The organism is Streptomyces sp. NBC_01410, assembly GCF_045040195.1.
Lineage (GTDB): Bacteria > Actinomycetota > Actinomycetes > Streptomycetales > Streptomycetaceae > Streptomyces.
Window position 1 is genome coordinate 3,829,129 of the sequence record NZ_CP109530.1, and the last position, 21,377, is coordinate 3,850,505.

Here is a 21,377-nt window from a genome sequence, read left to right on the forward strand (position 1 = left end):
TGGAACAGGGGTTCAGAGGCCCTCCCGCCCAGCAGGGCGGGAGGGCTTCCGGCTTGCAAGCGGCGGCTCGTCGCCCCGCCGTGCGCCGGGGGCTCAGGACGTGCCGAGCCCGAGGTCGCCGATCACTCCGATCCGGATGCCCAGCCACGGATAGGTGTGGTTGTAGAACACGTTGTCCTGCGGTTGCAGTCCGACCGCCGAGGGCCACATCTGGAAGGCCGGCGCGTTGGAGACTCCGCCGTGCAACCGCCGCCAGACCCGCGCGGAGTTCCGTCCGGTGGGGGGCGCCGTGATCGTGTCGGTCCACTCGACCGCGTTGCCGCCCTGGTCGAGAGTGCCCCACGGCGAGGTGGTCTGCGCCTGGCCGACCGTGCTGAGGCTGCCCTGGTAGAGATCGGCATACGTGATGGGGTCCAGCCCGATCGGGTTGACGGTGGAGCAGGCGACGGGCTGCAGCTGCGCCGGGCACCAGCTCGGTGCCGGCTGGCTGGAGGCGTGGTACGAGGCCAGTGGCTGGTTCGCCGCGTTGGTGACATCGCCGGTGGTGGGGTTGAGGACGGTGGGGTTGGGTGCGGTCGCGTCGCCGTCGCCGAAGACTCCCGGGTTTGTCGGGTACTTCCAGTACGAGTAGGTGCCGCCGCCGTTCGGATCGTAATAGGCCGCCTTGATCCACTCGTCCTGGCTCGGCACGACGAAGCCGGAGTCATGGGCCCGGGTCGCGTTCGGCCGGGCCAGGTCGTACATGCCGCGCTCGGTCCGGGACGACAGTCTGACCCGGTAGGTGACGTAGGTGAAGTCGCCGTTGCTGCTGGACTGCTTGGAGATCAGTCGGCCGTTGTAGAGCGAGTTGACGAAGCGCGCCGCCCTCAGGAAGTTGGCGAAACCGTACGGCTTCTTCGCCCATTCCGGAAAAGCCACCGAGTAGTGACGGCCGTTGCCGGCACCGGCGGAGAGATTGATCTGGCCGTATTTCGGCCACGCCGACGAGCTCTCGGTCTCGTCATAGAGGTCAAGCCGATTGCGCCCCTCGGGATCGACCGTGTTCAGGAACGCCACCCACTGTTCGACGGTGACTTCGAGCTGCCCGATCTCGTAGGGATACCTGACGCCGCCGACCGTCACACAGCCGCTCGATGTCTGGGGGGCGTCGGCGCACGACTGGTAGATGGCGTCCGTGAACGGGACGACGCCCACCGAAGGATTACCGGGCGCACCGACCTCGGCGGTCGTCACCGTGATGACCGCGCCCCCACGGGAGGGGTCACCCCCGGAGCCGTCCGGCCCGGCGGCAGCGGCACCGGAGCCGGCCGTGGCGGACGCGGCGAGCAGCAGCGCCGATACCCCGCACGTCGCTACGACGGCTCTGCCGAGGCGGGTGCGGCTGGAAACGAGGTGCATGGGCATACCCTTTTCGGCCATGGCAGCCCGCTCCGCGGCAAGGACCACGCGGAGCGGACCGACGATCACACAACGGTTGACGCCACGCTAACCCGACCCGCTACTCTCCGCTTCCGATGTGTTACGTACAGGCAGCGAGTGATGAGCCCCAGGGCAGATCCCGCAGAGCCGTTCGGAGTACTGGAAATGGGAGTTGGGCTCGTGCGGTGGACCGTCCATGGCGAACGGCAGATCTACAGCAACCCGTGGGTCAACCTCTGGCTCACGGACGTCCAGCAGCCGGACGGTCACCGATTCGAGCATCACGTCGTACGGATGCGGCATCTGGCGGTCGCCGCCGTGGTCGATGAGCGCAAGCGCGTGCTGATGATGTGGCGGCACCGGTTCATCACCGACACGTGGGGGTGGGAGCTGCCGATGGGCCTCATCGAGGCGGACGAGACGCCTCAGCAGACCGCCGCGCGGGAGGTCGAGGAGGAGACCGGCTGGCGGGTGGAGGCCATGAAGCCCCTGGTGTACGCGCAGCCCGCGAACGGCATCACCGACTCCGAGCACCATGTCTTCCGCGCCGACGGAGCCACGTACGCGGGCCCGCCCACCGAGATGAACGAGTCGGACCGGATCGAGTGGATCCCGCTGCGGGAGATCCGCGGCCTGATCGACCGCCGGGAGATCGTCAGCGGCGGCAGCCTGGTCGGGCTGTTGTACCTGCTCCTGGACGAGGCCGGTTGATCGCTACAGAAAAGGGAGTGCATTCCCCTCTCCCGGACGGCCCGTTCGGGCCTAGGGTCTGCGCATGAGTCAGTACGCCACTGCGATACAGGACGCAGCGCAGGAGCAGGACCACTTCGGTCCCAGCGGGCACGACATACGCCAGCCCGTCCGTGTGCACGCCGTTCACTGGCCGGGGCCGGGTGATGAGCACTGGGACGAGGCGCGGACCATGTGCGGGCGTTCGGCGGCCGGGATGGAGAAGGCCGTGCACACGGCTGCCGATCCCACCTTGTGGCATGCGCCCCGGTGGGACCGGCTGAGGTGCGACGCCTGCGACGAGGCAGTGAAGGCGGCCACTCCCACTGCCTCTGCCTCTGCCCCGCAGGATTGACCGCCTCAGGCGCGGCAGATCGCCCGCATCTGGGCCGCCGCGTGGTGCGCGCCGTCGCGTTCGTCGCTGCCGAAGTCCTTGCCGCGGTCCACCAGCTGCACGGCCAGCTGCTGGTCGGTGACCGGGATCTTCTCGACGATCAGGCCGCGGCCCCGCAGTGACGTCTGGTCGATCTCGAAGGACTTGATCGCGCTGTCCTCGTCGTCCGGGTCGGCCAGTACCCGGTACGTCGTCGGGTCGCCCGCCACGTCCTGGTCGCGGTTGGCCTCCGGGATGACGACGGCCACCGAGCAGGTCGTGTATCCGCTGCCCACGTACCACGACCAGGTCGCTCTGCCCCCGCTGTCCTTGGTGTCGCTGCCCGACATCGGCACCGCGCTGAAGCGGCCGTCGCAGCCGTCGCCCTTGTGGCCGCCGATGTTCACCGTGTACCAGCCGTCGAAACCGTCGCTGAAGCGGCCGGTCTCGCGGTAGAGGCCGCCGCCGGTGCACCCCGGGCCCGCCCAGGCGGAGTACGAGGGCCGGTCCGGGGCTTTCGGCGGGCTCGGCTTCTTCGTGGCGGAGCCGCCCGGGCTCGGGGCGGGCTTGGACGTCGGCGACGCGCTCGGGGAGGTGCCGGGCAGTGCCGTGGGGACGATGCGCTGCGGGGCGCCGCCGAAGTCGCCCGGGTCGAAGTCCGCGTCGCCGGACCCGTTCGCCTCGGTCGCGGCCGAGTCACCTCCGTACAGCGTGACCGCCGAGACGGCCACCGCGACCGCGGTCAGGGCAACTCCCCCCGCCAGCAGGATCTTTCCCGAACGGGAGAGGAGGGAGACTCGTCCCGCCATTGTCTCGCGAGCCACCCATACCCCACCCATCGCCCGTGTTCCGCACTTCGGGCATCTCGTTCCGGGCAGCGAACCTCTACTGTCGCCCCCGCATCGTTCGCACGCCATGTCGCACCTGAACCAGTAGACCAACTGCTCGGTAGGTCAAGGCTGTCCACTATGCATCAGCACGGCAGACCCAGGTAGGTGTTATCGCCGGTAAGGGGGGTCAGCGGAGCTCATCGGGGCACGGAGTGCCACGCGGCAGCTGGTACGGGGCCGCCAAGCGGTACACCCCCGGCGCGGGCGCGAGCAGTTCGGTCCACTCGTCGCCCTCCGAGTCCTCCTGCGCCTTGAACAGACAGCCGTGGCGATTGACGAAGGTCTTCGCCTCGTCCTCGTCGTCCCGCTTCTTCGACGCCTCCGTCTCCTGCGGGCCCTGCACCTTCTTGCCGTGCTCGTCGACGATGCTCAGCCACGGCGAGTACGGGATCCGGATCAGCACCCGGCCCGCCGTCTTCACCTGGATCGTGAGCTCGCCCGCGCCCGCCCGGTCCACGGTCGCCGGCGGGTCGGCCAGCGGCATCGGGTCCTTCACCCGGAACAGCTGCCAGTTCTCGTCGCTCCAGATCCGCGTCAGATACGGCTGGCCCTCACGCACCAGCTCCGCCTCCTGCTTCGCGCCGCTGGAGTCGGGCGAGCCCTTGGGCAGCACCACATAGTGGACCGCCCACCGGTCGAGCCAGGCGCGGTAGCCGGATGCCGTCAGCGTCCTGTCGTCGTCGTAGAAGAGCGGATTGCGCTTCATGTCGGCCTGGCGGTTCCAGCCGCGGGCCAGATTGACGTACGGCGCGAGCGCGGACGCCTCCCGGTGGCTGCTGGCGGGGACCACCTCGACCCGGCCGCGCTCGGCGCGTACCTGCTGGAGCCGGTTGACCAGCGGCGCGAGCTCCCGGCTCCAGGACGCGGCCGGGGCTGTACGCACCATGTCGTCCACGGCCTTGAAGCCGATCCAGAAGTTCAGGCCCGCGAAGGCGAGGACGAGCGCGTACCACTTACGGGACTTCGGCACCGTGTACGGCAGCGCCGCCAGCAGCACCACACCCGCGAAGAGCATCGGGAGCCGCGAGACGTTCGAGCCGATCTGCGAATCGATCAGCCACGTCAGCAGCGTGCCCAGGGTGTAGACGGCCGCCGCCACGCGGACCGTCAGCCACTCCTTGGGTACGAGGACGAAGACGAGAACCCCGAACGCGAAGGGAAGCGACGTCGACCAGAACGACATCGGCTGCGTACCGGAGAAGGGGAACAGCCACGAGGACACCGCCACGACGGCAACAGGGGCCAGACCGAGGGCGTACGCGCCGGGACGGCGCCGGTTCAGGAACAGCGCCGCCGCGACCACACCGAGGAACAGGCCCGCGACCGGACTCGACGCCGTGGCGATACCCGCGAGCGGGGCGGCCACCGCCGCCTTCGCCCAGCGTTTCATCCGCCACTTGTGCGGCCAGCAGAAGACCGCGGCGACCGCGCCGAGCGCGAACATCATGCCGAGGCCGAAGGTCACCCGGCCGGACAGCGCGTTGCAGAGGAAGGCGAAGACCCCGGCCAGCGCGCAGGCCACGGGATTGCGGACGGCACGGACACGGACCAGGATCAGCGCGGTCAGCGCGGCCGAGACCGTACCGGCGACCATCATCGTCGAGCGGACGCCGATCAGCGACATCAGATACGGCGAGACGACGCTGTACGAGACGGGGTGCATCCCGCCGTACCAGGCGAGGTTGTACGCCGAGTCGGGATGGCGTCCGACGAACTCGGCCCAGGCGTCCTGGGCCGCGATGTCGCCGCCGCTGTTGGCGAAGAAGAAGAACCAGATCAGATGGGTGAGCGCGGCGAGAGCCGTCGCGAGAAGCACGGGGTGACGAGACAGCCGGTCCCGCAGGTCGGCAAGAGGACCGGGCTCGGTGCGGCCGGGCGCGGGCAGACGTATTCGCAGCCCGGTGTCGGGGCTGCTGCCGTCCGCCTGTGTCGGCTCAGCGGTGGTCACTGCGGCTCTCTCCGTCTTCCCCGGCTGTGCCGTGGTCCCCCGGCCTGCCTGCCTCCGACGTACTTTTTGCTGCTGTTCATGTTCAAGGACGCCATCTGGGCACCTTGAAGTTGCCCCGGGACGCTAGCACGCGGGCGCCCCGTCATCTCGGGACGCCCGCGTGACGTGACGCGTCTGGGTCTGACCCAGGTCCTGTCCGGCCGATCTTGCCGGGCTCGCGTGCCCTGGCACGCACGCTCGCGTTGTCGTCAGTCGCCGACGCTCCGCGTCGGCTCCTTCCTCCGCCTTGCGATCGCAGGCACCAGACCCCGCTCACTGATCCGGCCTGATCGACCGGACAGGACCTAGCCGAGCCGGATCAGCTTGTCGCCGAATCCAGGTTCCGCCAGGTCCTGCTGGAGCGCGACCGGGGCGGTCACCTTGCCCGTGCCCGAACCGACCGAGACCTGACCGACGACCGTGCCCGTCTTCGCGCTGTGCGGGATCTTGTTGCCGGCGTCGTCGATCGCGATCTGGACCTGGAGACCGGCCCAGCCGACCGCCTTGAGGTCCTTCGTGGCGACAACGGCCACCCGGCCCCCGAGGCCGTCCTCGATATGACCGACGACCTCACCCTTCTTGATGACGGTCGCGGATGTGACGCCCTCCTGGGCGGCCTTGATCAGCTGGAGGCTGTACGTCTTGACCGCCAGCGTCAGCTTCTCGTGCAGCAGCGCCGCGTTCTGGGCGCCCATCACCGCGCCGACGATCCGGCGGTTCTTGCCGTCGACGATCGTGTTGGCGGTCCACAGGAGGTTGCCTCCGGCCGGGGTGGACGAGCCGGTCTTGATGCCGCTCACGCCCGGCTCGAGGAGGATCGTGTTGTTGTTCTCGATCCGCCCTTCGATGCCCGGGATGGTGATGTTGGGCGTGTTGACGATGTCGCGGAAGATGTCGTTCTGGAGCACCGCCCTGGCCAGCTTGAGCTGGTCCTGCGGGGTGGACACGGTGGTGGCCTTCAGGCCGCTCGGGTCCGTGTAGGTGCTGTTGGTCATGCCGAGCTTCTTGGCGGCGTCATTCATCTTCTTGACGAACTCGGCCTCGGACTTCGAGTCCCAGCGGGCGAGGAGACGCGCGGCGTTGTTCCCGGACGGGATCATCAGCAGCTGAAGCATCTGCTTCTCGGTGAACTGCTGCCCCTTGGACACCTGCGCGGTCGACTCGTCCTCGATCTTGGACTCGTCCTCCGCCTGCTGATCGACGGTGATCTTCTCCCCGACCTGCTTCCCGGAGATCGGGTGCTCCTGGAGGATCACGTACGCCGTCATCGTCTTCGCGACGCTCGCGATCGGGGCGGGCTTCTGCGCGCCGTACGTGCCGATGCTGCCGACACCCTCGACCTCGACCGCGCCCTGGCCCTCGCCGGGCCACGGCATGTTCAGCTTTCCGCCCTTGAAGGTGAAGGCGGGCTCGGCGGAGAGCGAGAGCTTGGGGTCGGGGAGCGGACGGAAAGCCTGTACGACCGCAAAGATGATCAGGAGAAGGACGACGAGCGGCGTCCAGATCTTGATCCGCCGCATGACGGTGCGGACGGGGGTCTGGGGCGGCGGCGGGGTGTTCGTGAGCTCGGCGAGAAGATCGAGCGGCGGCAGCGGGGGCATGGGCTGCTGCTTGGTCCGCTCGGCCTCGGTGAGCGAGGCGGGCGCGGACTCCGATGCGGCTGCGTCGGGCCTGCTCGGGGCGGGCGGCGTCCGTACGTCCTCGGTCCGCAGCGGCACGAAGGTGCTGCTCCGCTCGGCGGGGGCCTCGGGGCGGGGTGCCGGGGACACCTTGAGCGCGGTCGTCGGCTGGTCGACGACGGGCCGCCGCGGGGTCTTGAAGACGGCGGTGGCCTGATCGACGGGCGGCTTGGCCGGAGCGTTTGCTTCCGCGGATCCGGCGGGGGGTGGGGTGGCTTCGCCCTCGTCCTTCTCGGACGGCTCGTCCTTGCCCTCGTCCTCGTCCTTGCCGGACGGCTTGGTGTCGGGCTTCACGGGCTCGGCCTCGGGCTCGGCCTCGGGCTCGGCCTCGGGCTCGGCCTCGGGCTCGGGCTCGGCCTCGGGCTCGGCCTCGGGCTCGGGGTCCGCATCCGCCTCGGGCTGTACGTCCGGAGAGGCGTCGGCCTCGTCGGCCGCCTCGGGCTCGGGCTCGGGCTCGGCAGGCGTGGACTTTGCGTCTGCGGACGCGTCCTGGTCGCCCTCAGGCGCCTCCTCGCGCTCCTCGGCATCCGGAACATCGACGTCCGCGTCTTCGGCGTCCAGAGGGGCCTCCCCGTCCGCGTCCGCGGCAACCGGAGCCTTGTCCTCGTCCGCGTCATCCCGGGCGGGAGCTTCGTCCGCGTCCTGGACCACCGGGGTCTCATCAGCGTCCGCATCGGCGGCGTCGGCAACCGGAGCGGCCTGCGCGTCCGCGTCCGGCGCGTCCGGCGCGTCCGGCGCGTCCTCCGCGTCCTCCGCGTCCTCCGCAGCCGGAGCCGCCTCCTCGTCCGGCGCCTCGTCCCCGTCGCCGGCCACCCACGCCGCCACCGCGGCCCGCAGCCTCGCGTCGTTCTCCACGGAACCCGACTCCGTGCCCGGCTCGGCCTCCGGCTCGGACGCCGCCCGTTCCGCCGGCAGCTTGAAGACCGCCGTCGCCTGGTCCACCTGGGGAGCCGTCGCCCCCGGAGATGCCTGCCGGAACACGGCGAGGCGCGGGTCGCGCTCACCCGGAGTCGTCTCCCCCGACGACTTCCGCTGCTCCGACCTGTCGGGGGACTCGCCCGCCACCGTGCCTCCTCCATGAGTCTTGCGTCATGCGCTCTTGAGCCATACGTACGTACTCACAGGCACCCTCACGCGACAGCCCGTGTTGTCCGAACCATCTACCAGTGTCCTGTGTGAGAGCCCCGCTCCCGGGCCTAGACGAGAACGACATACCTGCCGGTTCCCTCAGAAAGCACCCAGGCGCTCTCGACAGACCAATGTGAGAGGGGTCACCCTGTCGTACATCCACGCGGGGAGGCATGGATGGGCAGGAGCCGCAGAACACTTCCGGAGGAGCTTCTGCTGCTCGCTCTGGACCCGGCCACGGGTACCACAGCGCAGCCGCAGTCGCTCGACCTCGGCCTGGCCGGAGCCCAGCTAGTAGAGCTGGCTCTGGCAGGACGGATAGCCCCAGACGGGGATCGTATCGCCGTGGTGATGCCACGGCCGACAGGAGATCCGACTTTGGACTCCGCACTGGAACTGCTGCGCAGACGCGGCAGTCCGGTACGGGCAGTTCACTGGATTGGCGGGCCCCGACTGGGGCTGCGCCAGATTTACCTCTCGCATCTGGAGCGGTGCGGCATGGTGCATGCCGTGGCGGGCCAGATGTGCGGAGTGCTGCCGACGACTCGCTACCAGGCGACGGACACGGCGATCAGCCGGGACATCAGGGCCCGGCTGGACAGTGCGATCCGCACCGGCGTACCGCCGGACCCGCGGACCGCGGCGCTCGCCGCGCTGGCCCACGCGGTCGGACTCGGCAAGCACCTGTACCCCGGCAACGAGGGGCGTTCCTCGAGGTCCCGTCTGCGGGATCTCATCAGGCACGACCCGATGGGCGGCCTCGTGGCGCACGCCGTGATGGACGTCCAGAACGGTGTGGCCGCTCAGCCGCGCCGTAATCCCACCGCGGTGAACGGCACCAGGCAGCCGGCAGCCGTGGCGGCGATGCAACCGCGCCGCGGAACCATGGCGCGTGTCGCCGCGCACTGACACAGCAGCAGCAAAAGCACCACCCGTAGGACCGCCGCACCAAACCGCCGCACCGACGTCCCCACCGACCCGGTCCGGGAGCCGCACAGAACGCGCGGGGCAGCCTCATCGCTGCCCCGCGCGTTCGCGCATGACGCCTGTGTAGCCATTTCGCAGCGCAGCCACGACCATTGGTGGCAGTCTGCTGAGCGGTAGATACGCTCAGCTACGCAGCCGGAGGTGCAGTTTCCGTGGCGTCCAATGTCAACCCCACCGTCAGGCGACGCCGTTTGGGACAGGAGCTGCGCCGGCTCCGAGAGCTGAAGGGCATGACGGCCGAGGAGGTGGCGGAGCGTCTGCTCGTCTCCCAGTCGAAGATCAGCCGCCTGGAGAACGGCCGCCGTTCCATCAGTCAGCGCGATGTCCGCGACCTGTGCGGAGTGTACGAGGTCGAGGACCACCGGATCGTGGACTCGCTGATGCAAATGGCCAAGGACTCCCGCCAGCAGGGCTGGTGGCACGCCTTCGGTGACATCCCGTACAGCGTCTACATCGGCCTGGAGACCGACGCGGCGAGTCTTCGGGTGTACGAATCACTGATCGTTCCCGGTCTGCTCCAGACGCGGGAGTACGCGCAGGCGGTGATCGAGGGGATGTGGCCCGAAGCCACGCCCAGCGAGATCGACAAGCGCATCCAGATCCGCCTCAAGCGCCAGGATCGCCTGACGGACCCGGTCAACCCTCTCCGCTTCTGGGCGGTGATCGACGAGGCATTGCTGAGACGCGTCGTCGGCAATCGGCAGATCATGGCTGACCAGCTTCTGCATCTCGCGCAGTTGAGTGAACAGCCGCACGTCACGCTGCAGGTATTGCCGTACGACGTCGGGGCGCATCCTGGCATGTACGGCAAGTTCGCCATCCTCGAGTTCCAGGAGGCGATGGACGCGAGCGTCGTCTACCTGGAGGGAGTCACCAGCGATCTCTACTTGGAGAAGGCCAACGACGTCCAGAGCTACGCGGTCATGTACGAGCACCTGCGAGCCAAGGCATTGAGCGCGGAGCAGTCCCGGGACTTCATTCACAAAGTGGCGGAAAGCTGCAGCTCGTGATCAAGCAACAAGCTTAAGGGCGCGCACAATACACCCGCGCATCCTCAACTGAGAAGATCTCGATGGAATATGCCATCCAGATGGGTGAACGCCGCATGTCTCCAATGATGTTGCGGCGTAGCGTCGCCCGCAGAGCCGCTGCCCTCAGCGGCTGGGCGCAAGGCCCAACAACTGGCACAACCATCGGAGTCCCCATGCTGATTCGGCACGATGCGCTGACGGAATGGACCAAGTCCTCGTACTCCGCCGTCAACGGAGACTGTGTGGAGGTCAAGGCAGAGAGTGCTGCCACAGTCGCGGTCCGCGATTCGAAGGAGCCCCGCAGGGGAGTCCTCGACTTCACGGCCGAGACGTGGTCGGCGTTCGTCCTTGACGTCAGCCGAACCACGCCGCGCGGTGCGTGACTTGAGCCGTACACCCAACTCGTAGCCACAGCCCGAGTCAAGCCCTCTCGACTGGTCCGCCGTCCTGGCCGAGGGGGCTGCTTGCTGCCCGCCGTCCAGTTCGGCCCGCCCCGGCTCAGCGCAGTTGATCGACGTAGCGGTCGGTGCCGGGGACCGTGGGGATGAAGGGAGCCACGAGCTCCACCCGCCCGAGCCCCGATTCGACGACCGCCACGTCGAGGCCTGCGAATGCAGAGTCCCAGCGCTCCCTCGGGTCCTCCTCGAGGAACCACAGCAGCGTCAGCCGGGTGTCCACGCCCTCGACCTGTTTCACATAGGTCATCCGGTCGCCCGGCAGTGGCGTCGGCCGGAAGACGGTCACCATCGCCGCGCACGATCCGGCCAGCCGCTTGGGCAGATGCTTGGTACGCAGCCACTCGAGGAGTTCCGCCCGCTGCTCGGGCCCCTCCGCGTCGATCACCTCGACGACCAGGCCCGCGTACGGATGGTCCAGCGCGTGATAGTCGCGCGGGCCTGCCGCCCCGTCCCGGTAGACGGTCGCCTCGTGGTCCTGGAATGCCGTGAAGACATGCGTACGGTCCTGGTAGACGCGGCCGTCCCGGTTGAGCCGCTTGTTGATCCCGACGGTCCACTTCATGTGGTCGGCGTAGCGTCCGTCGGTGATCCAGTACGTGGAGATGTAGCAGCCCGCGGTGACGGGCTGGGCGACGGCCGACTTCTCCGGGTAGCGCAGCAGTTGGAGGTCCCGCGTGGCGACCCAGCGCCGTCCCGCGTACATCCACGGCATGGCCAAGGCGCCCGCGTAGTAGTGGTCGTCCTCGTACCAGCGGTTGTAGGCGTACTCATGGCCCGGATGCGGTTCGACCATGGTGATCAGGGCGTGGCCGGGGCGCACCCCGTAGGGACCGACGCCCGCCAGCTCCGCGTACACCTCTGACCGAGTGTCCTCGCTCACGACGCTCCCCTTCCTTCCTCCGGTGGAGGCACCTACTCTGACGCTCCGTCAGAAGAACTGCCAGAGCCGGGAGGCGCCCAGATGCTGCTCCAGGGGAAGACCGTGATCGTCTCCGGTGTCGGGGCCGGGCTCGGCCATCAGATCGCCGCGACCGTCGTACGGGACGGGGGCAACGCGGTCCTCGGCGCCCGCACCGAGGCCCATCTCGCCAAGTCGGCGCGCGAGATGGACCCCGAGGGCTCACACACCGCCCACCGCGCCACGGACATCACCGACGAGGCGCAGTGCGAAGCGCTGGCCGCGCTCGCGCTGGAGCGGTTCGGGCGGATCGACGCGGTCGTTCATGTCGCCGCCTGGGACAGCTATTTCGGCGGGCTCGCGGACGCCGACTTCGAGACCTGGCGGGGGGTCATCGACGTGAATCTGCTGGGCACGCTACGGATGACCCGGGCCTGTCTGCCGGGGCTGAAGGGGCGCGGCGGCTCGGTCGTCATCATCGGGACGCAGTCGGCGGTGGCGGCGCCCTCACAGGTGTGGCAGGCGGCGTACGCGGCATCCAAGGGCGCGCTGACCTCGGCGATGTACTCGCTGGCGCGCGAGCTCGGCCCCGACCGGATCCGGGTCAACACGGTACTGCCCGGCTGGATGTGGGGGCCGCCCGTGCAGGCGTACGTCCAGTTCACCGCGCACACCGAGGGGGTTCCGGAGGACGAGGTGCTCGCACGGCTCACCGAGCGGATGGCACTGCCGGAGCTGGCCACGGACGGCGATGTCGCTCAGGCCGCGGCCTTTCTCGTCTCCGACCGGGCCCGGGCGATCACGGGTCAGTCGCTGCTCGTCAACGCGGGTGAACTGATGCGGTAGCCGCCCTTTTTGACCCCTCCCTTCAGTCATAGATGTGAATGTGGGTCATTAACTCGAACAATTTTACTTGCACTTGACCCCTCAGGTCGTTGTCGTGGCCGCGCGCATGGACACACCATGAACGGCGTTCACAAGGCGGACCCCAGGAGGGGGCACATGAACAGTCTCGACTGGACCGTGCTCACCGGATACTTCGGTGTGATGGTCGCGATCGGACTCTGGTCGCACAAGCGCGTCGACAACGTCAGCGACTTCTTCACCGCAGGCGGCAAGATGCCGTGGTGGCTGTCGGGCATCTCGCACCACATGTCCGGCTACAGCGCGGTGATGTTCACCGGTTACGCGGGCATCGCCTACAAGTACGGTGTCACGTCCTTCGTGACCTGGTCCCTCCCGATCGCCATCGGCATCTTCATCGGTGCCAAGCTCTTCGCGCCGCGGCTGAACCGGCTGCGCTCCAAGCTGCATGTCGCCTCGCCGCTGGAGTATCTGAAGAACCGCTACAACCTCAAGACCCAGCAGGCGCTGGCCTGGTCGGGCCTCCTGCTGAAGATCGTGGACGTGGGAGCCAAGTGGGCCGCGATCGCCACCCTGCTCTCCGTCTTCACCGGTCTCTCGCTCAACCAGGGCATCCTGATCACCGGCATCATCACCGGGATCTACTGCACGGTCGGCGGCCTGTGGGCCGACGCCCTGACCGAGCTGGGGCAGTTCATCATCCAGCTCTTCGCCGGACTCGCGATGCTCATCGCGGTGATGGGCAAGCTGGACGGCTTCAGCACCCTGTGGACCATCTGGGACGAGCCGGAGCTCCAGGGGCACGCGGACGCGACCGCCGGGCCGTACACCGTGACGTTCCTGCTGGCGTTCCTCTTCATCAAGACCTTCGAGTACAACGGCGGCATGTGGAACCAGGCGCAGCGCTACATGGCGACCGCCAACGCCCGCGAGGCCACCCGCTCGGCGCGGCTCTCGGCGGTCCTGTGGGCCGTCTGGCCGCTGGTGCTGTTCTTCCCGATGTGGTGCGCACCGCTGCTCGTCGACGCGAAGAAGCCGGACGCGTCCGACTCCTACGCGCTGATGACCGAGCAGTTGCTGCCCCACGGTCTGCTGGGCCTGGTCATCGTGGGCTTCTTCTCGCACACCATGGCCATGTGCTCCTCCGACGCCAACGCGATCGCCGCGGTCTTCACCCGGGACATCGCGCCCGTCATCTCCAAGAAGGCACGGAGCTGGACCGAGCGGGCCGGGCTGATCGCCGCGCGTCTGTCGACGATCTCCTTCCTGGCCCTGTCGATGGCGATCGCGACCCAGGTCAACTCGCCCACGTTCAAGGACATCATCACCGTCGTGATCAAGTGGGTGGCCGGACTGATGGGCCCGATCGCGATCCCGTTCATGCTCGGCCTGCTGCGTCCGTTCCGTAAGTCCGGACCGACCGCGGCGCTCACCAGCTGGGCGGCGGGCCTGATCGCCTTCTTCTTCCTCAATTACGAGATCGACGGCACTGCCAGGACCGATGTGGCCCTGCAGTACCAGGTCTCCGTACCGCTGGCGATCTCGCTCGTGCTCTACATCGTGATCGGCTTGGTCAAGCCGGAGGACACCCCCGAGCGCGACGCGGTCATCGCCCGGATCAACACGGACGACGACGGGCCGGAGGGTTCCGGGCTCGCCACGGCGAGCGTGCCGGCGCCGGCCGAGCCGGCCGAGGCGAAGGTACTGGGCCGCGAGGGCGCGGACGGCTGACGCGCCCGCCTTAGGCCGTGTCTGACAAATCTCGCCTGGTGCGCGACGCCCGGCACGCCCACTCGCTGCGTTGTCGGAGTCATCCAAGTACGTCCAGTACGAGGATGATCTCCCCCAGACTTCGTCCGGGGGTGCCCCCACCGCCTTGCGATTGCACGCACCGGACGCCGCGCACCCCGCCCTGCGGGCGAACGGCGCTATTTGTCAGACACGGCCTAGATGTTCTGTCCACGGAGGTTCGTGACGGGGTTCACGGTTGTGTGATCTTGAAATGGGTGAGGGCCTTCTGGCTTGGTGTGGATTGCGACATCTGCACCGGCAACAGAAAGGCCCTCGTGCCCCACCGTAATGCACCCCTGACGGAGACCGGTCGACTGCGACTTGCCCGCTGCGTTGTGGACGACGGCTACACCCTGCGCCGGGCGGCCGAACGCTTCCAGGTCTCGCCGACGACAGCCCAGCGGTGGGCGGACCGTTTCCGGCTCTACGGCGCGGCAGGGATGGCGGACCGTTCAAGCCGTCCGCATACCAGCCCGCGCCGAACCCCGACCCGGACCGAGCGGCGGATCATCAAGGTCCGGATCCTGCGCCGGTGGGGCCCGGCCCGCATCGCGCATCTGCTGCGATTGGTGCCCTCGACCGTGCACCGCGTGCTGACCCGCTTCGGCCTGGCACGTCTGGCCCACCTGGATCGCGCAACCGGCCAGGCCATACGCCGCTACGAACGCGAACGGCCAGGCGAGCTGGTGCACGTGGACATCAAGAAGCTCGGCAACATCCCCGACGGCGGCGGTCACAAGGCCCTGGGCCGCCAGGCCGGCCGCAAGAAGCGTTCCGGCGCCGGCTACAGCTACATCCACACCGCCGTCGACGACCACTCCCGCCTCGCCTACAGCGAGATCCTCGGCGACGAAAAGAAGGAGACCGCCACCGCCTTCTGGACCCGGGCCCACGCGTTCTTCACCACGTGCGGGATCGCAGTCGAACGAGTCCTGACGGACAACGGCTCCTGCTACAAGTCCCGCCTCTGGCGCGAAACTCTCGCGGAGGCCGGGATCACCCACAAGCGAACCCGGCCCTACCGGCCACAGACGAACGGCAAGGTCGAACGCCTCAACCGCACCCTGCTCGACGAATGGGCCTACGCCCGCCCCTACCGTTCAGAGCAGGAACGACGCGACGTCTTCCCGCAATGGCTGCATACCTACAATCACCACCGCGGACACACCGCGCTCGCAGGCAAACCACCCGCCAGCCGCGTCCCCAACCTCACAGGGCAATACACCTAGACCCAATGCCGTTGCGTTACGGGCCTGTGGGTTGGGGTCTTGTGATGAGGGTGGCCTGGGTGCCGGTGCGGGTGGGCTGGGGCCAGGCATGGTGTTCAGCTCGTTTGAGCCGGTAGTTGGACATCTTGCGTTTCACGACGCGGGGCTGGCTGCGCAGGCGTCTGATGGGCAGGAGCCGTTCCAGAAGGTCCTGCTCGAGCATCACCAGTGCTCTGACCAGGAGGTCAGGGGGAAAAGCTGCCCGGCGTGACGGTCACGCTGCGGCGGGCAGAGCGCAGGGTTTCGGTGAAGGAGACCCGGTCGGGATCCAGGCCACGGGTGGCAGCCGTTCTCAGCATGAGCTCGCGCAGGGCGTGGTGGACCAGCAGGTGCGCCCAGATCTGCTGGTGGACACCATCGGGGGTTTTGCTGCTGAGGACGACCCGCGCGCCGCGCTGATGGGTTTTGATCTCAGCGAAGACGGACTCGACCTCCCAGCGTTCGCGGTAGAGCGCGGCCAGCTGCCGGGCCGGATACCGTCGGGCGTCCAGCAGAGTGGTGACCAGGCGGTAGCCATCAGCTGCGCCCTCACTGACGTGGTCCTTGAGCTGGTAGGCCAGGACACGGACCGCGACAGGCTCATGCTGCGCGGGGCCGCTGCTTGCCCGGATCTGTGAAAGCCATGACCCGTCACGGAACTGCTTGATGACCGGCAGGACGCGGTTGGCAGGCACCCGCCACAGCAGATCGGCGCCCGTGGCGGTGAATGCCTGCCACAACGGGACACCCAGGAACTCACGGTCGGCCAGGACGAGCTGGCCGGGACCGCAGGAACGCGGCAGACGGCCAACCAAGGTCACTTCCCCAGTGCGGCAGCCGGCCAGTTCCGCGTCCAGCACCGCATGGCTGCCCACCTCCACCAAAGCAGCCATCCGCACCTGCGGAAACGCGCTCCGGCCCATCCCACGGCCGCTGCCCGGACGTCCGAAGGCGGCCTCGTTGGCTTCGGTGTCCGCAACGTCCCAGCAGGTCCCGTCCACCGCCAGCAGCCGCAGCCCACGCCAGAACGCACCGGGCGTCGCCTCAGTGGCCATCGGCTTGGCCGTCGTGGCGAACAGCACCCGCAAGGGCTCAGAGCCCAGCCGTTGCCGGGCCCGAAACAACGAGGACTTCGCCGGCACGTGCCAGGCGCCCAGCAGCCCCTGGCCTCGCAGACCCTCCACCATGTGCCGCATCACTTCCAGATACGGAGCCGGAGAGAACAACGCCAGCCCCAGCACGAAGTACACCACCAGCCGTGCAGGGAGCAGCCGTTTACGTTGCTCTGCACATCCGCAAGCCGCTACCACCCGATCCACCAACCCCGGCGGATACACCCAGGTCAACAGCCCCAGACCCGATAACTCAGACACACTCGCAGACACTCGAACCACCCCCGGGACCACCGCCAAGCAGCCTACGCCCGCGGCCTAAAACAACGGCATTGGGCCTAGACCCGCGTACCAGGGCCCGGCTCCCCAGGGGTGGAGCCGGGCCCTCGCGCGTCAGCTGCGGGGGTAGCGGGCCAGCCAGCCGGGCGAGGCGACCGTGGGGCCGTGCAGGGCCGGGCCCTGGGTCATCTCCATCGCGAAGTCGTCGGCGAGTTCGATGACGGTGGGGCGCCCCTCCAGCTCGGAGAGCCAGGCGGGCGGCAGGGCCGTCTCGCCGTGCAGGGCACCCAGCAGCGCGCCGGTGACGGAGCCGGTGACCTCGGAGGGGCCGTCGTGGTTGACGGCGAGCCGCAGGCCGTGCCGGATGTCCTCGCCGACGAGCGCGCAGTAGACGGCGATGGCGAGGGCTTCCTCGGCGTTGTCGCCCGTGCCGATCGAGGCGATCCTGGCGGGGCCCGGAATGCCCTGGCGTACGGTGCCGAGCGCCAGCTGGAGGGCGTCCGTGACGGGCTGGTGCCCGGGCCGCGCGGCCAGCAGGGCGAGCGCGCGCTGCACCGAGCCGTCGAGGGTCTCGCCCCGGGCCAGACCGTGCACGATGACGGCGAACGCTGCCGCCGAGAGATACGCGGTGGGGTGGCCGTGCGTCTGCGCCGCACACTCCACGGCCAGCTGGCACACCAACTGCGGCTCCCAGCCCACGAGCAGCCCGAACGGCGCGGAGCGCACCAGCGCCCCCGCGTCGCACGCGGTCGGGTTCTTCGGCGCTTCGAGGGTGCCCATCGCCTCGTCGCCCAGCCCGACGAGGCAGGCCCTGGGGGCGTTGCGGCGGGTGTAGAGCCACTCCTCGCGGGCGAGCCAGCCGTTGTCCTTGCGGCGTTCGTCGGGACCCCAGTCGCGCTGGGTGGCGGCCCATCTCAGATAGGCGCGGTGCACATCGGTGGGCGGATGCCAGGCGCCGGTGTCACGGCGGACCTGTGCGCGTATGAGCCCGTCGACGGTGAACAGCGTCAGCTGGGTGGCGGCGGTGACGGCCCCGCGGCGGCCGTGGGCGGGCACGAGGTCGGCGATGCCCTCGGGGCCGTGGTCCGCCCGTATCTCCTCCAGGGCCAGCGCCGAGACCCCGGCGCCGAGCGCGTCGCCGATGGCGCCACCGAGCAGGGCACCGCGCACCCGGGCGCGGAAGTCCTGCTGCTCGGCCCGGCCCCACACGGCAGTAGCTGCTGCGCTCACCCCGCGCCCTCCCTGGACGTCGAACATATGCCTGGCGCAGCACTTTAATCGAACGGGATTAACTGGGGCTCCGCCCCGGACCCCGCTCCGGCCGAAGGCCGCATACGGGGGTCTGGGGGCCTGCCCCACACCCCTACTCCCCCGAGCCCACCGCATCCCCCGCCCCGGCGAGACCCCGCACCTCAGCATCCAGCTCCCCCAGATCCTCGCCGAGCTCCCGGTACCGGTCGAGATCGGCCCGCGCCTCCTCCGCCCGCCCCACCGCCAGCCGGACCGAAGCCCGCCGTCCGTAGCTCCAGCCGTACCCGGGGTCGACCGCGATCGCCCGGTCCAGTTCGGCCAGCGCCTCCTCCAGACGTCCCAGGTCCTGCAGGGCCGCACCGCGCTCGGCCGCGATCCATGCCTTGTCCGGCTGGAGTTCCGCGGCTCGCGCCAGATCGGCCAGCGCCTCCTCGAACCGGCCGAGTCCGCGCAGCGCCTGGCCGCGGCTGCCGATGGTCCAGCCGTCGTCGGGCTTGAGCTCGTCCGCCCGGTCGTAGTCCGCGATCGCTTCCTCGTACCGCCCGGCGCGGCGATGCGCCTCGCCCCGCAGGGTCAGATGCACCGCCGTGTCCGACCCACAGGCAACCGCCGCGTCGAGGTCCGAAAGTTCACCGTCGAGATCGCCGAGCGCCCGCCGCACGCCCGCCCGCGTCGTCAGCGCCAGGGCCGATCCGGGGTCGAGCGCCAACCCCCGGTCCAGGTCCGCCAGCGCCTCCTCGAACCGGCCGAGCCGCTCGTACATCCGGCCGCGGATTTCCAGTGCCATGCCGTACTCCGGATCGTGGGCGAGCGCCCGGTCGTAATCGGCGAGCGCCTCTTCGTACCGCTCGGCCCGCTGATGCGCGTATCCGCGGCTGACCAGCGCCCACGCCTTCGGCTCCGCAAGCTCCACGAACCGGTCGAGATCTGCGAACTCCCGTACCTCATCGCCCTGTTCGCGCCAGATTTCGACCCTCCGCAGCAAGGTCCACCAATAGTCCGGCTTCAGCTCCAGCGCCTCGTCCAGGTCCGCAAGCGCCTCCTGGGTTCTGCCGAGCGCATGCTTCGCCATGGCACGGCTGCCGAGTGCCCAGGCATACGCCGGATCCAGCGCGAATGCCCGGTCGAACTCGGCGATCGCCTCCTCGTACCGTCCTTCGTACCGAAGGATCTCCCCATGCTCGCCGACGACCCACGGATTGTCCGGGTCGAGTCCCCTGGCCCGTCCGATGTCCTCCAGGGCGCCCTCGGCATCCTCGAGCGAGCGCCGGATCTGGGACCGGCGCACCAGCGACCACACATGGCCGGGCTTGGCCTCGATGACCTGGTCCAGATCGGCGAGCGCCTCCTCGCTGCGCCCCAGGGCGTGCTTGGTATGGGCGCGGCTGGAGCGGGACCAGATGTCGGCGGGGTCGAGTTCGAGGGCGAGGTCGAACTCGGCGAGGGACTCCTCGTACCGCCCCGTCCGGCCGTACGTCTCCCCCAGCCCGTAGTGCGCCCGCTGAGAGCCCGCGTCCAGGGCGACCGCCCGCCGGTAGTCGCGCAGCGCCTCCTCGTACTCGCCCAGATTGCGGTGGTCACGGCCGCGGACGACGAGGGCCGTCACCCGTGCCTCGGGGGCCAGTTCGCCACGGGCGAGGATCAGCTCCAACACCCCGGTGCACTTGCGCTGTTCGTCCTCCAGCGCGGCGAGCGCGCCCTTGCCCAGGGTCCGTAGCAGCTCGCTGTCGCCGTCGGCGCCCGCGTCCGCGACGGCCCGCGCCCAGTGCCGGGCCGCGCCCATGCCCGCGTCGCACGCGTCGACCCCGTCCCGCAGTGCCTCGGGCAGTCCTGTGCGCGGCCGGGCGCACAGCAGGTGGTACGTCTCCTCGACGCGCAGCTCGCGCCACGCGTCCTGCCCCCACCGGTGCTCCTCGTCGAGGCCCTCCCCGGCCGCCGCCCGCCACCCGGCGAACACCTCCGCCAGTCGGTTGTGCCCGGCCCGCCAGCGCTCCGGTGAGCTGTTGCGCCGCAGCCGCAGCATCGGGTCCCGTACGACGTCGTGGTACTGGGCCCGGCCCCCGCGATTGCTCACGAACGGCAGCGCGCACAGCCAGCCGAACAGCCCCTCCGCGTCCCCCTCGACGGCCGCCCGGAACACATCCTCGTTCAGCCGGCGCGGCAGAGCGCCGTCGATGGCGGCCGAGCGGCGGACCGGGTCCTGCTCCCACTTCAGGAAGCGTTCCACCGCGGTGGCGCAGGGGTCGTCGACCGCTCCCGGGTTCTCGGCCAGCGTCGAGACGAGGACGGGCAGCCGGCCGGAGAGCTTGAGCACCTCTCGTACCACTTCCTCGTCCTGCACCCCCTTGGACGCGAGAAACTGGCGGGCCTCGGACTCGGTGAAGGGTGAGAGCGGGAGGTCGGTCACGAAACCGGCGTAATCCGCCCAGCAGGTGGGGTCCAGCGGCCGCTGCCCGGAGAGGGTGACGACGACCTGCGGGGGCAGCAGGCCATGGCGCCTGCTGGTGATCAGATCGCGCAGCCAGAAGTCGAGGAAGGGTCCGGTGCGTTCGTACGTGTCGAAGAACAGCGCGATCCACGGGACGTGCGCCGCGACCCGGTTCAGCTCGGAGACCAGCACCGGGGTGAGGGCACCGATCGGGTCGAGGACGAGCTGTACGTCCTCCTGCTTGCCGAAGTGGGCGCTGAGGAGGGCCTTCACGGTGGTGGCGCCGCGGGCGACCTGGGCCGGGTCGACGGCTCCGGCGATCGCGCCGACGCCCGGGACCATGCCGAGGCCGAACAGTCCGGCCTGGGCGACGGCGAGCGACCCTGCGGTGGGGCCTGCCGTCGGGCCTGTCGGGGGGCCTGTCGGCTCCGCGGTCGCCGCCGCGGCGGCTGACTCCGCCTCGTACCGGCGCTGGCGGTAGGTCGCCAGCAGCTTGTCCAGGGCCTTGAGCGGATGCCCCTGCTGGGCGAACTGGGTGCAGAGCCCTTCCATCGCCTCCGGCACGCTGTTCACGGACTCGTCAAGGACGGCGGTGAGGGCGTCGCGTCCGCGCGCGGCCTGGGTGAGTTCGCGTACGAGGGAGGTCTTGCCGACGCCCGCGTTGCCGTGGATGTGGAAGATGAAGCGGTGCCGGGGATCGCTCACGGGTACGTCGAAGTTCGCTCGGAACGCGTCCAGTTCATCACGGCGTCCCACGAAGCTCGCGCGCCTGGCGATGTCCAGCAGCTCCTGGATGGACAGACGCGCGGCTCCTCCAGCACTCATG

Annotated in this window: 16 protein-coding genes; 8 read left to right on the top strand and 8 right to left on the bottom strand. The window is 69.4% G+C overall.

Going from position 1 to position 21,377, the window contains the following annotated elements:
* Positions 1-93: 93 nt before the first annotated feature.
* Complete coding sequence (locus tag OG741_RS17430) at positions 94-1,398, bottom strand: hypothetical protein (RefSeq protein ID WP_405598875.1); 1,305 nt, start codon at positions 1,396-1,398, stop codon at positions 94-96.
* Between the two features lie 201 nt (positions 1,399-1,599).
* On the opposite strand from OG741_RS17430, the gene OG741_RS17435 reads away from it, so the two are divergent.
* Positions 1,600-2,130: an NUDIX hydrolase gene (locus tag OG741_RS17435; RefSeq protein WP_405605621.1), complete on the top strand. Its 531-nt coding sequence runs from the start codon at positions 1,600-1,602 to the stop codon at positions 2,128-2,130.
* A gap of 64 nt (positions 2,131-2,194) precedes the next feature.
* Positions 2,195-2,503 (top strand): hypothetical protein, encoded by a 309-nt coding sequence (locus tag OG741_RS17440; protein WP_405598878.1) that lies wholly within the window; start codon positions 2,195-2,197, stop codon positions 2,501-2,503.
* A gap of 5 nt (positions 2,504-2,508) precedes the next feature.
* On the opposite strand, the gene OG741_RS17445 is transcribed toward OG741_RS17440, so the two are convergent.
* From OG741_RS17445 to OG741_RS17455, 3 genes are all read right to left on the bottom strand, one after another.
* Positions 2,509-3,345, bottom strand: a complete 837-nt coding sequence (locus tag OG741_RS17445; RefSeq protein WP_405598881.1) for an adhesin — start codon at positions 3,343-3,345, stop codon at positions 2,509-2,511.
* A gap of 193 nt (positions 3,346-3,538) precedes the next feature.
* Positions 3,539-5,359, bottom strand: coding sequence for an MFS transporter (locus OG741_RS17450; protein WP_405598883.1), 1,821 nt, complete (start codon positions 5,357-5,359; stop codon positions 3,539-3,541).
* Positions 5,360-5,703: 344 nt separating this feature from the next.
* Positions 5,704-8,142 carry a serine hydrolase gene (locus OG741_RS17455; protein WP_405598886.1) on the bottom strand — a complete coding sequence of 813 codons (2,439 nt, stop codon included), beginning with the start codon at positions 8,140-8,142 and terminating at the stop codon, positions 5,704-5,706.
* A 240-nt stretch (positions 8,143-8,382) separates the two neighbouring features.
* Between OG741_RS17455 and OG741_RS17460 the strand changes: the two genes are divergently transcribed.
* The 3 genes from OG741_RS17460 (at position 8,383) to OG741_RS17470 (ending at position 10,606) form a co-directional block, all read left to right on the top strand.
* Positions 8,383-9,114, top strand: coding sequence for a GPP34 family phosphoprotein (locus tag OG741_RS17460; RefSeq protein WP_328676674.1), 732 nt, complete (start codon positions 8,383-8,385; stop codon positions 9,112-9,114).
* A gap of 230 nt (positions 9,115-9,344) precedes the next feature.
* Positions 9,345-10,202: a helix-turn-helix domain-containing protein gene (locus OG741_RS17465; protein ID WP_405598890.1), complete on the top strand. Its 858-nt coding sequence runs from the start codon at positions 9,345-9,347 to the stop codon at positions 10,200-10,202.
* 194 nt (positions 10,203-10,396) lie between these two features.
* Complete coding sequence (locus tag OG741_RS17470) at positions 10,397-10,606, top strand: DUF397 domain-containing protein (protein ID WP_266489668.1); 210 nt, start codon at positions 10,397-10,399, stop codon at positions 10,604-10,606.
* Positions 10,607-10,721: 115 nt separating this feature from the next.
* On the opposite strand, the gene OG741_RS17475 is transcribed toward OG741_RS17470, so the two are convergent.
* Positions 10,722-11,561 (bottom strand): hypothetical protein, encoded by an 840-nt coding sequence (locus tag OG741_RS17475; RefSeq protein ID WP_405598892.1) that lies wholly within the window; start codon positions 11,559-11,561, stop codon positions 10,722-10,724.
* A gap of 81 nt (positions 11,562-11,642) precedes the next feature.
* On the opposite strand from OG741_RS17475, the gene OG741_RS17480 reads away from it, so the two are divergent.
* The 3 genes from OG741_RS17480 (at position 11,643) to OG741_RS17490 (ending at position 15,463) form a co-directional block, all read left to right on the top strand.
* On the top strand, positions 11,643-12,425 hold the full coding sequence (locus OG741_RS17480) for an SDR family oxidoreductase (protein WP_405598895.1): 783 nt from the start codon (positions 11,643-11,645) through the stop codon (positions 12,423-12,425).
* A 156-nt stretch (positions 12,426-12,581) separates the two neighbouring features.
* The gene (locus OG741_RS17485; RefSeq protein WP_405598896.1) at positions 12,582-14,174 is read left to right on the top strand and encodes a sodium:solute symporter family protein; all 1,593 of its coding nucleotides are present in this window, start codon (positions 12,582-12,584) and stop codon (positions 14,172-14,174) included.
* 335 nt (positions 14,175-14,509) lie between these two features.
* A complete protein-coding gene (locus OG741_RS17490; protein ID WP_405598898.1) occupies positions 14,510-15,463 on the top strand; it encodes an IS481 family transposase in 954 nt (317 codons plus the stop codon).
* Between the two features lie 224 nt (positions 15,464-15,687).
* Here OG741_RS17490 and OG741_RS17495 read toward each other — a convergent pair whose 3' ends face one another.
* From OG741_RS17495 to OG741_RS17505, 3 genes are all read right to left on the bottom strand, one after another.
* Positions 15,688-16,827 carry an IS4 family transposase gene (locus OG741_RS17495; RefSeq protein ID WP_405598900.1) on the bottom strand — a complete coding sequence of 380 codons (1,140 nt, stop codon included), beginning with the start codon at positions 16,825-16,827 and terminating at the stop codon, positions 15,688-15,690.
* Positions 16,828-16,986: 159 nt separating this feature from the next.
* Positions 16,987-18,102: an ADP-ribosylglycohydrolase family protein gene (locus OG741_RS17500; RefSeq protein WP_405598902.1), complete on the bottom strand. Its 1,116-nt coding sequence runs from the start codon at positions 18,100-18,102 to the stop codon at positions 16,987-16,989.
* Positions 18,103-18,235: 133 nt separating this feature from the next.
* Positions 18,236-21,376, bottom strand: a complete 3,141-nt coding sequence (locus tag OG741_RS17505; RefSeq protein WP_405598904.1) for a tetratricopeptide repeat protein — start codon at positions 21,374-21,376, stop codon at positions 18,236-18,238.
* Between the last annotated feature and the right edge of the window lies 1 nt (position 21,377).

Excerpts from the sequence above, each read along its gene's own strand:
- OG741_RS17470 (WP_266489668.1), top strand. The coding sequence starts at position 10,397 with ATGCTGATTCGGCACGATGCGCTGACGGAATGGACCAAGTCCTCGTAC.
- OG741_RS17440 (WP_405598878.1), top strand. The coding sequence starts at position 2,195 with ATGAGTCAGTACGCCACTGCGATACAGGACGCAGCGCAGGAGCAGGAC.
- OG741_RS17460 (WP_328676674.1), top strand. The coding sequence starts at position 8,383 with ATGGGCAGGAGCCGCAGAACACTTCCGGAGGAGCTTCTGCTGCTCGCT.
- OG741_RS17430 (WP_405598875.1), bottom strand. The coding sequence starts at position 1,398 with ATGCACCTCGTTTCCAGCCGCACCCGCCTCGGCAGAGCCGTCGTAGCG.
- OG741_RS17480 (WP_405598895.1), top strand. The coding sequence starts at position 11,643 with ATGCTGCTCCAGGGGAAGACCGTGATCGTCTCCGGTGTCGGGGCCGGG.
- OG741_RS17505 (WP_405598904.1), bottom strand. The coding sequence starts at position 21,376 with ATGAGTGCTGGAGGAGCCGCGCGTCTGTCCATCCAGGAGCTGCTGGAC.
- OG741_RS17485 (WP_405598896.1), top strand. The coding sequence starts at position 12,582 with ATGAACAGTCTCGACTGGACCGTGCTCACCGGATACTTCGGTGTGATG.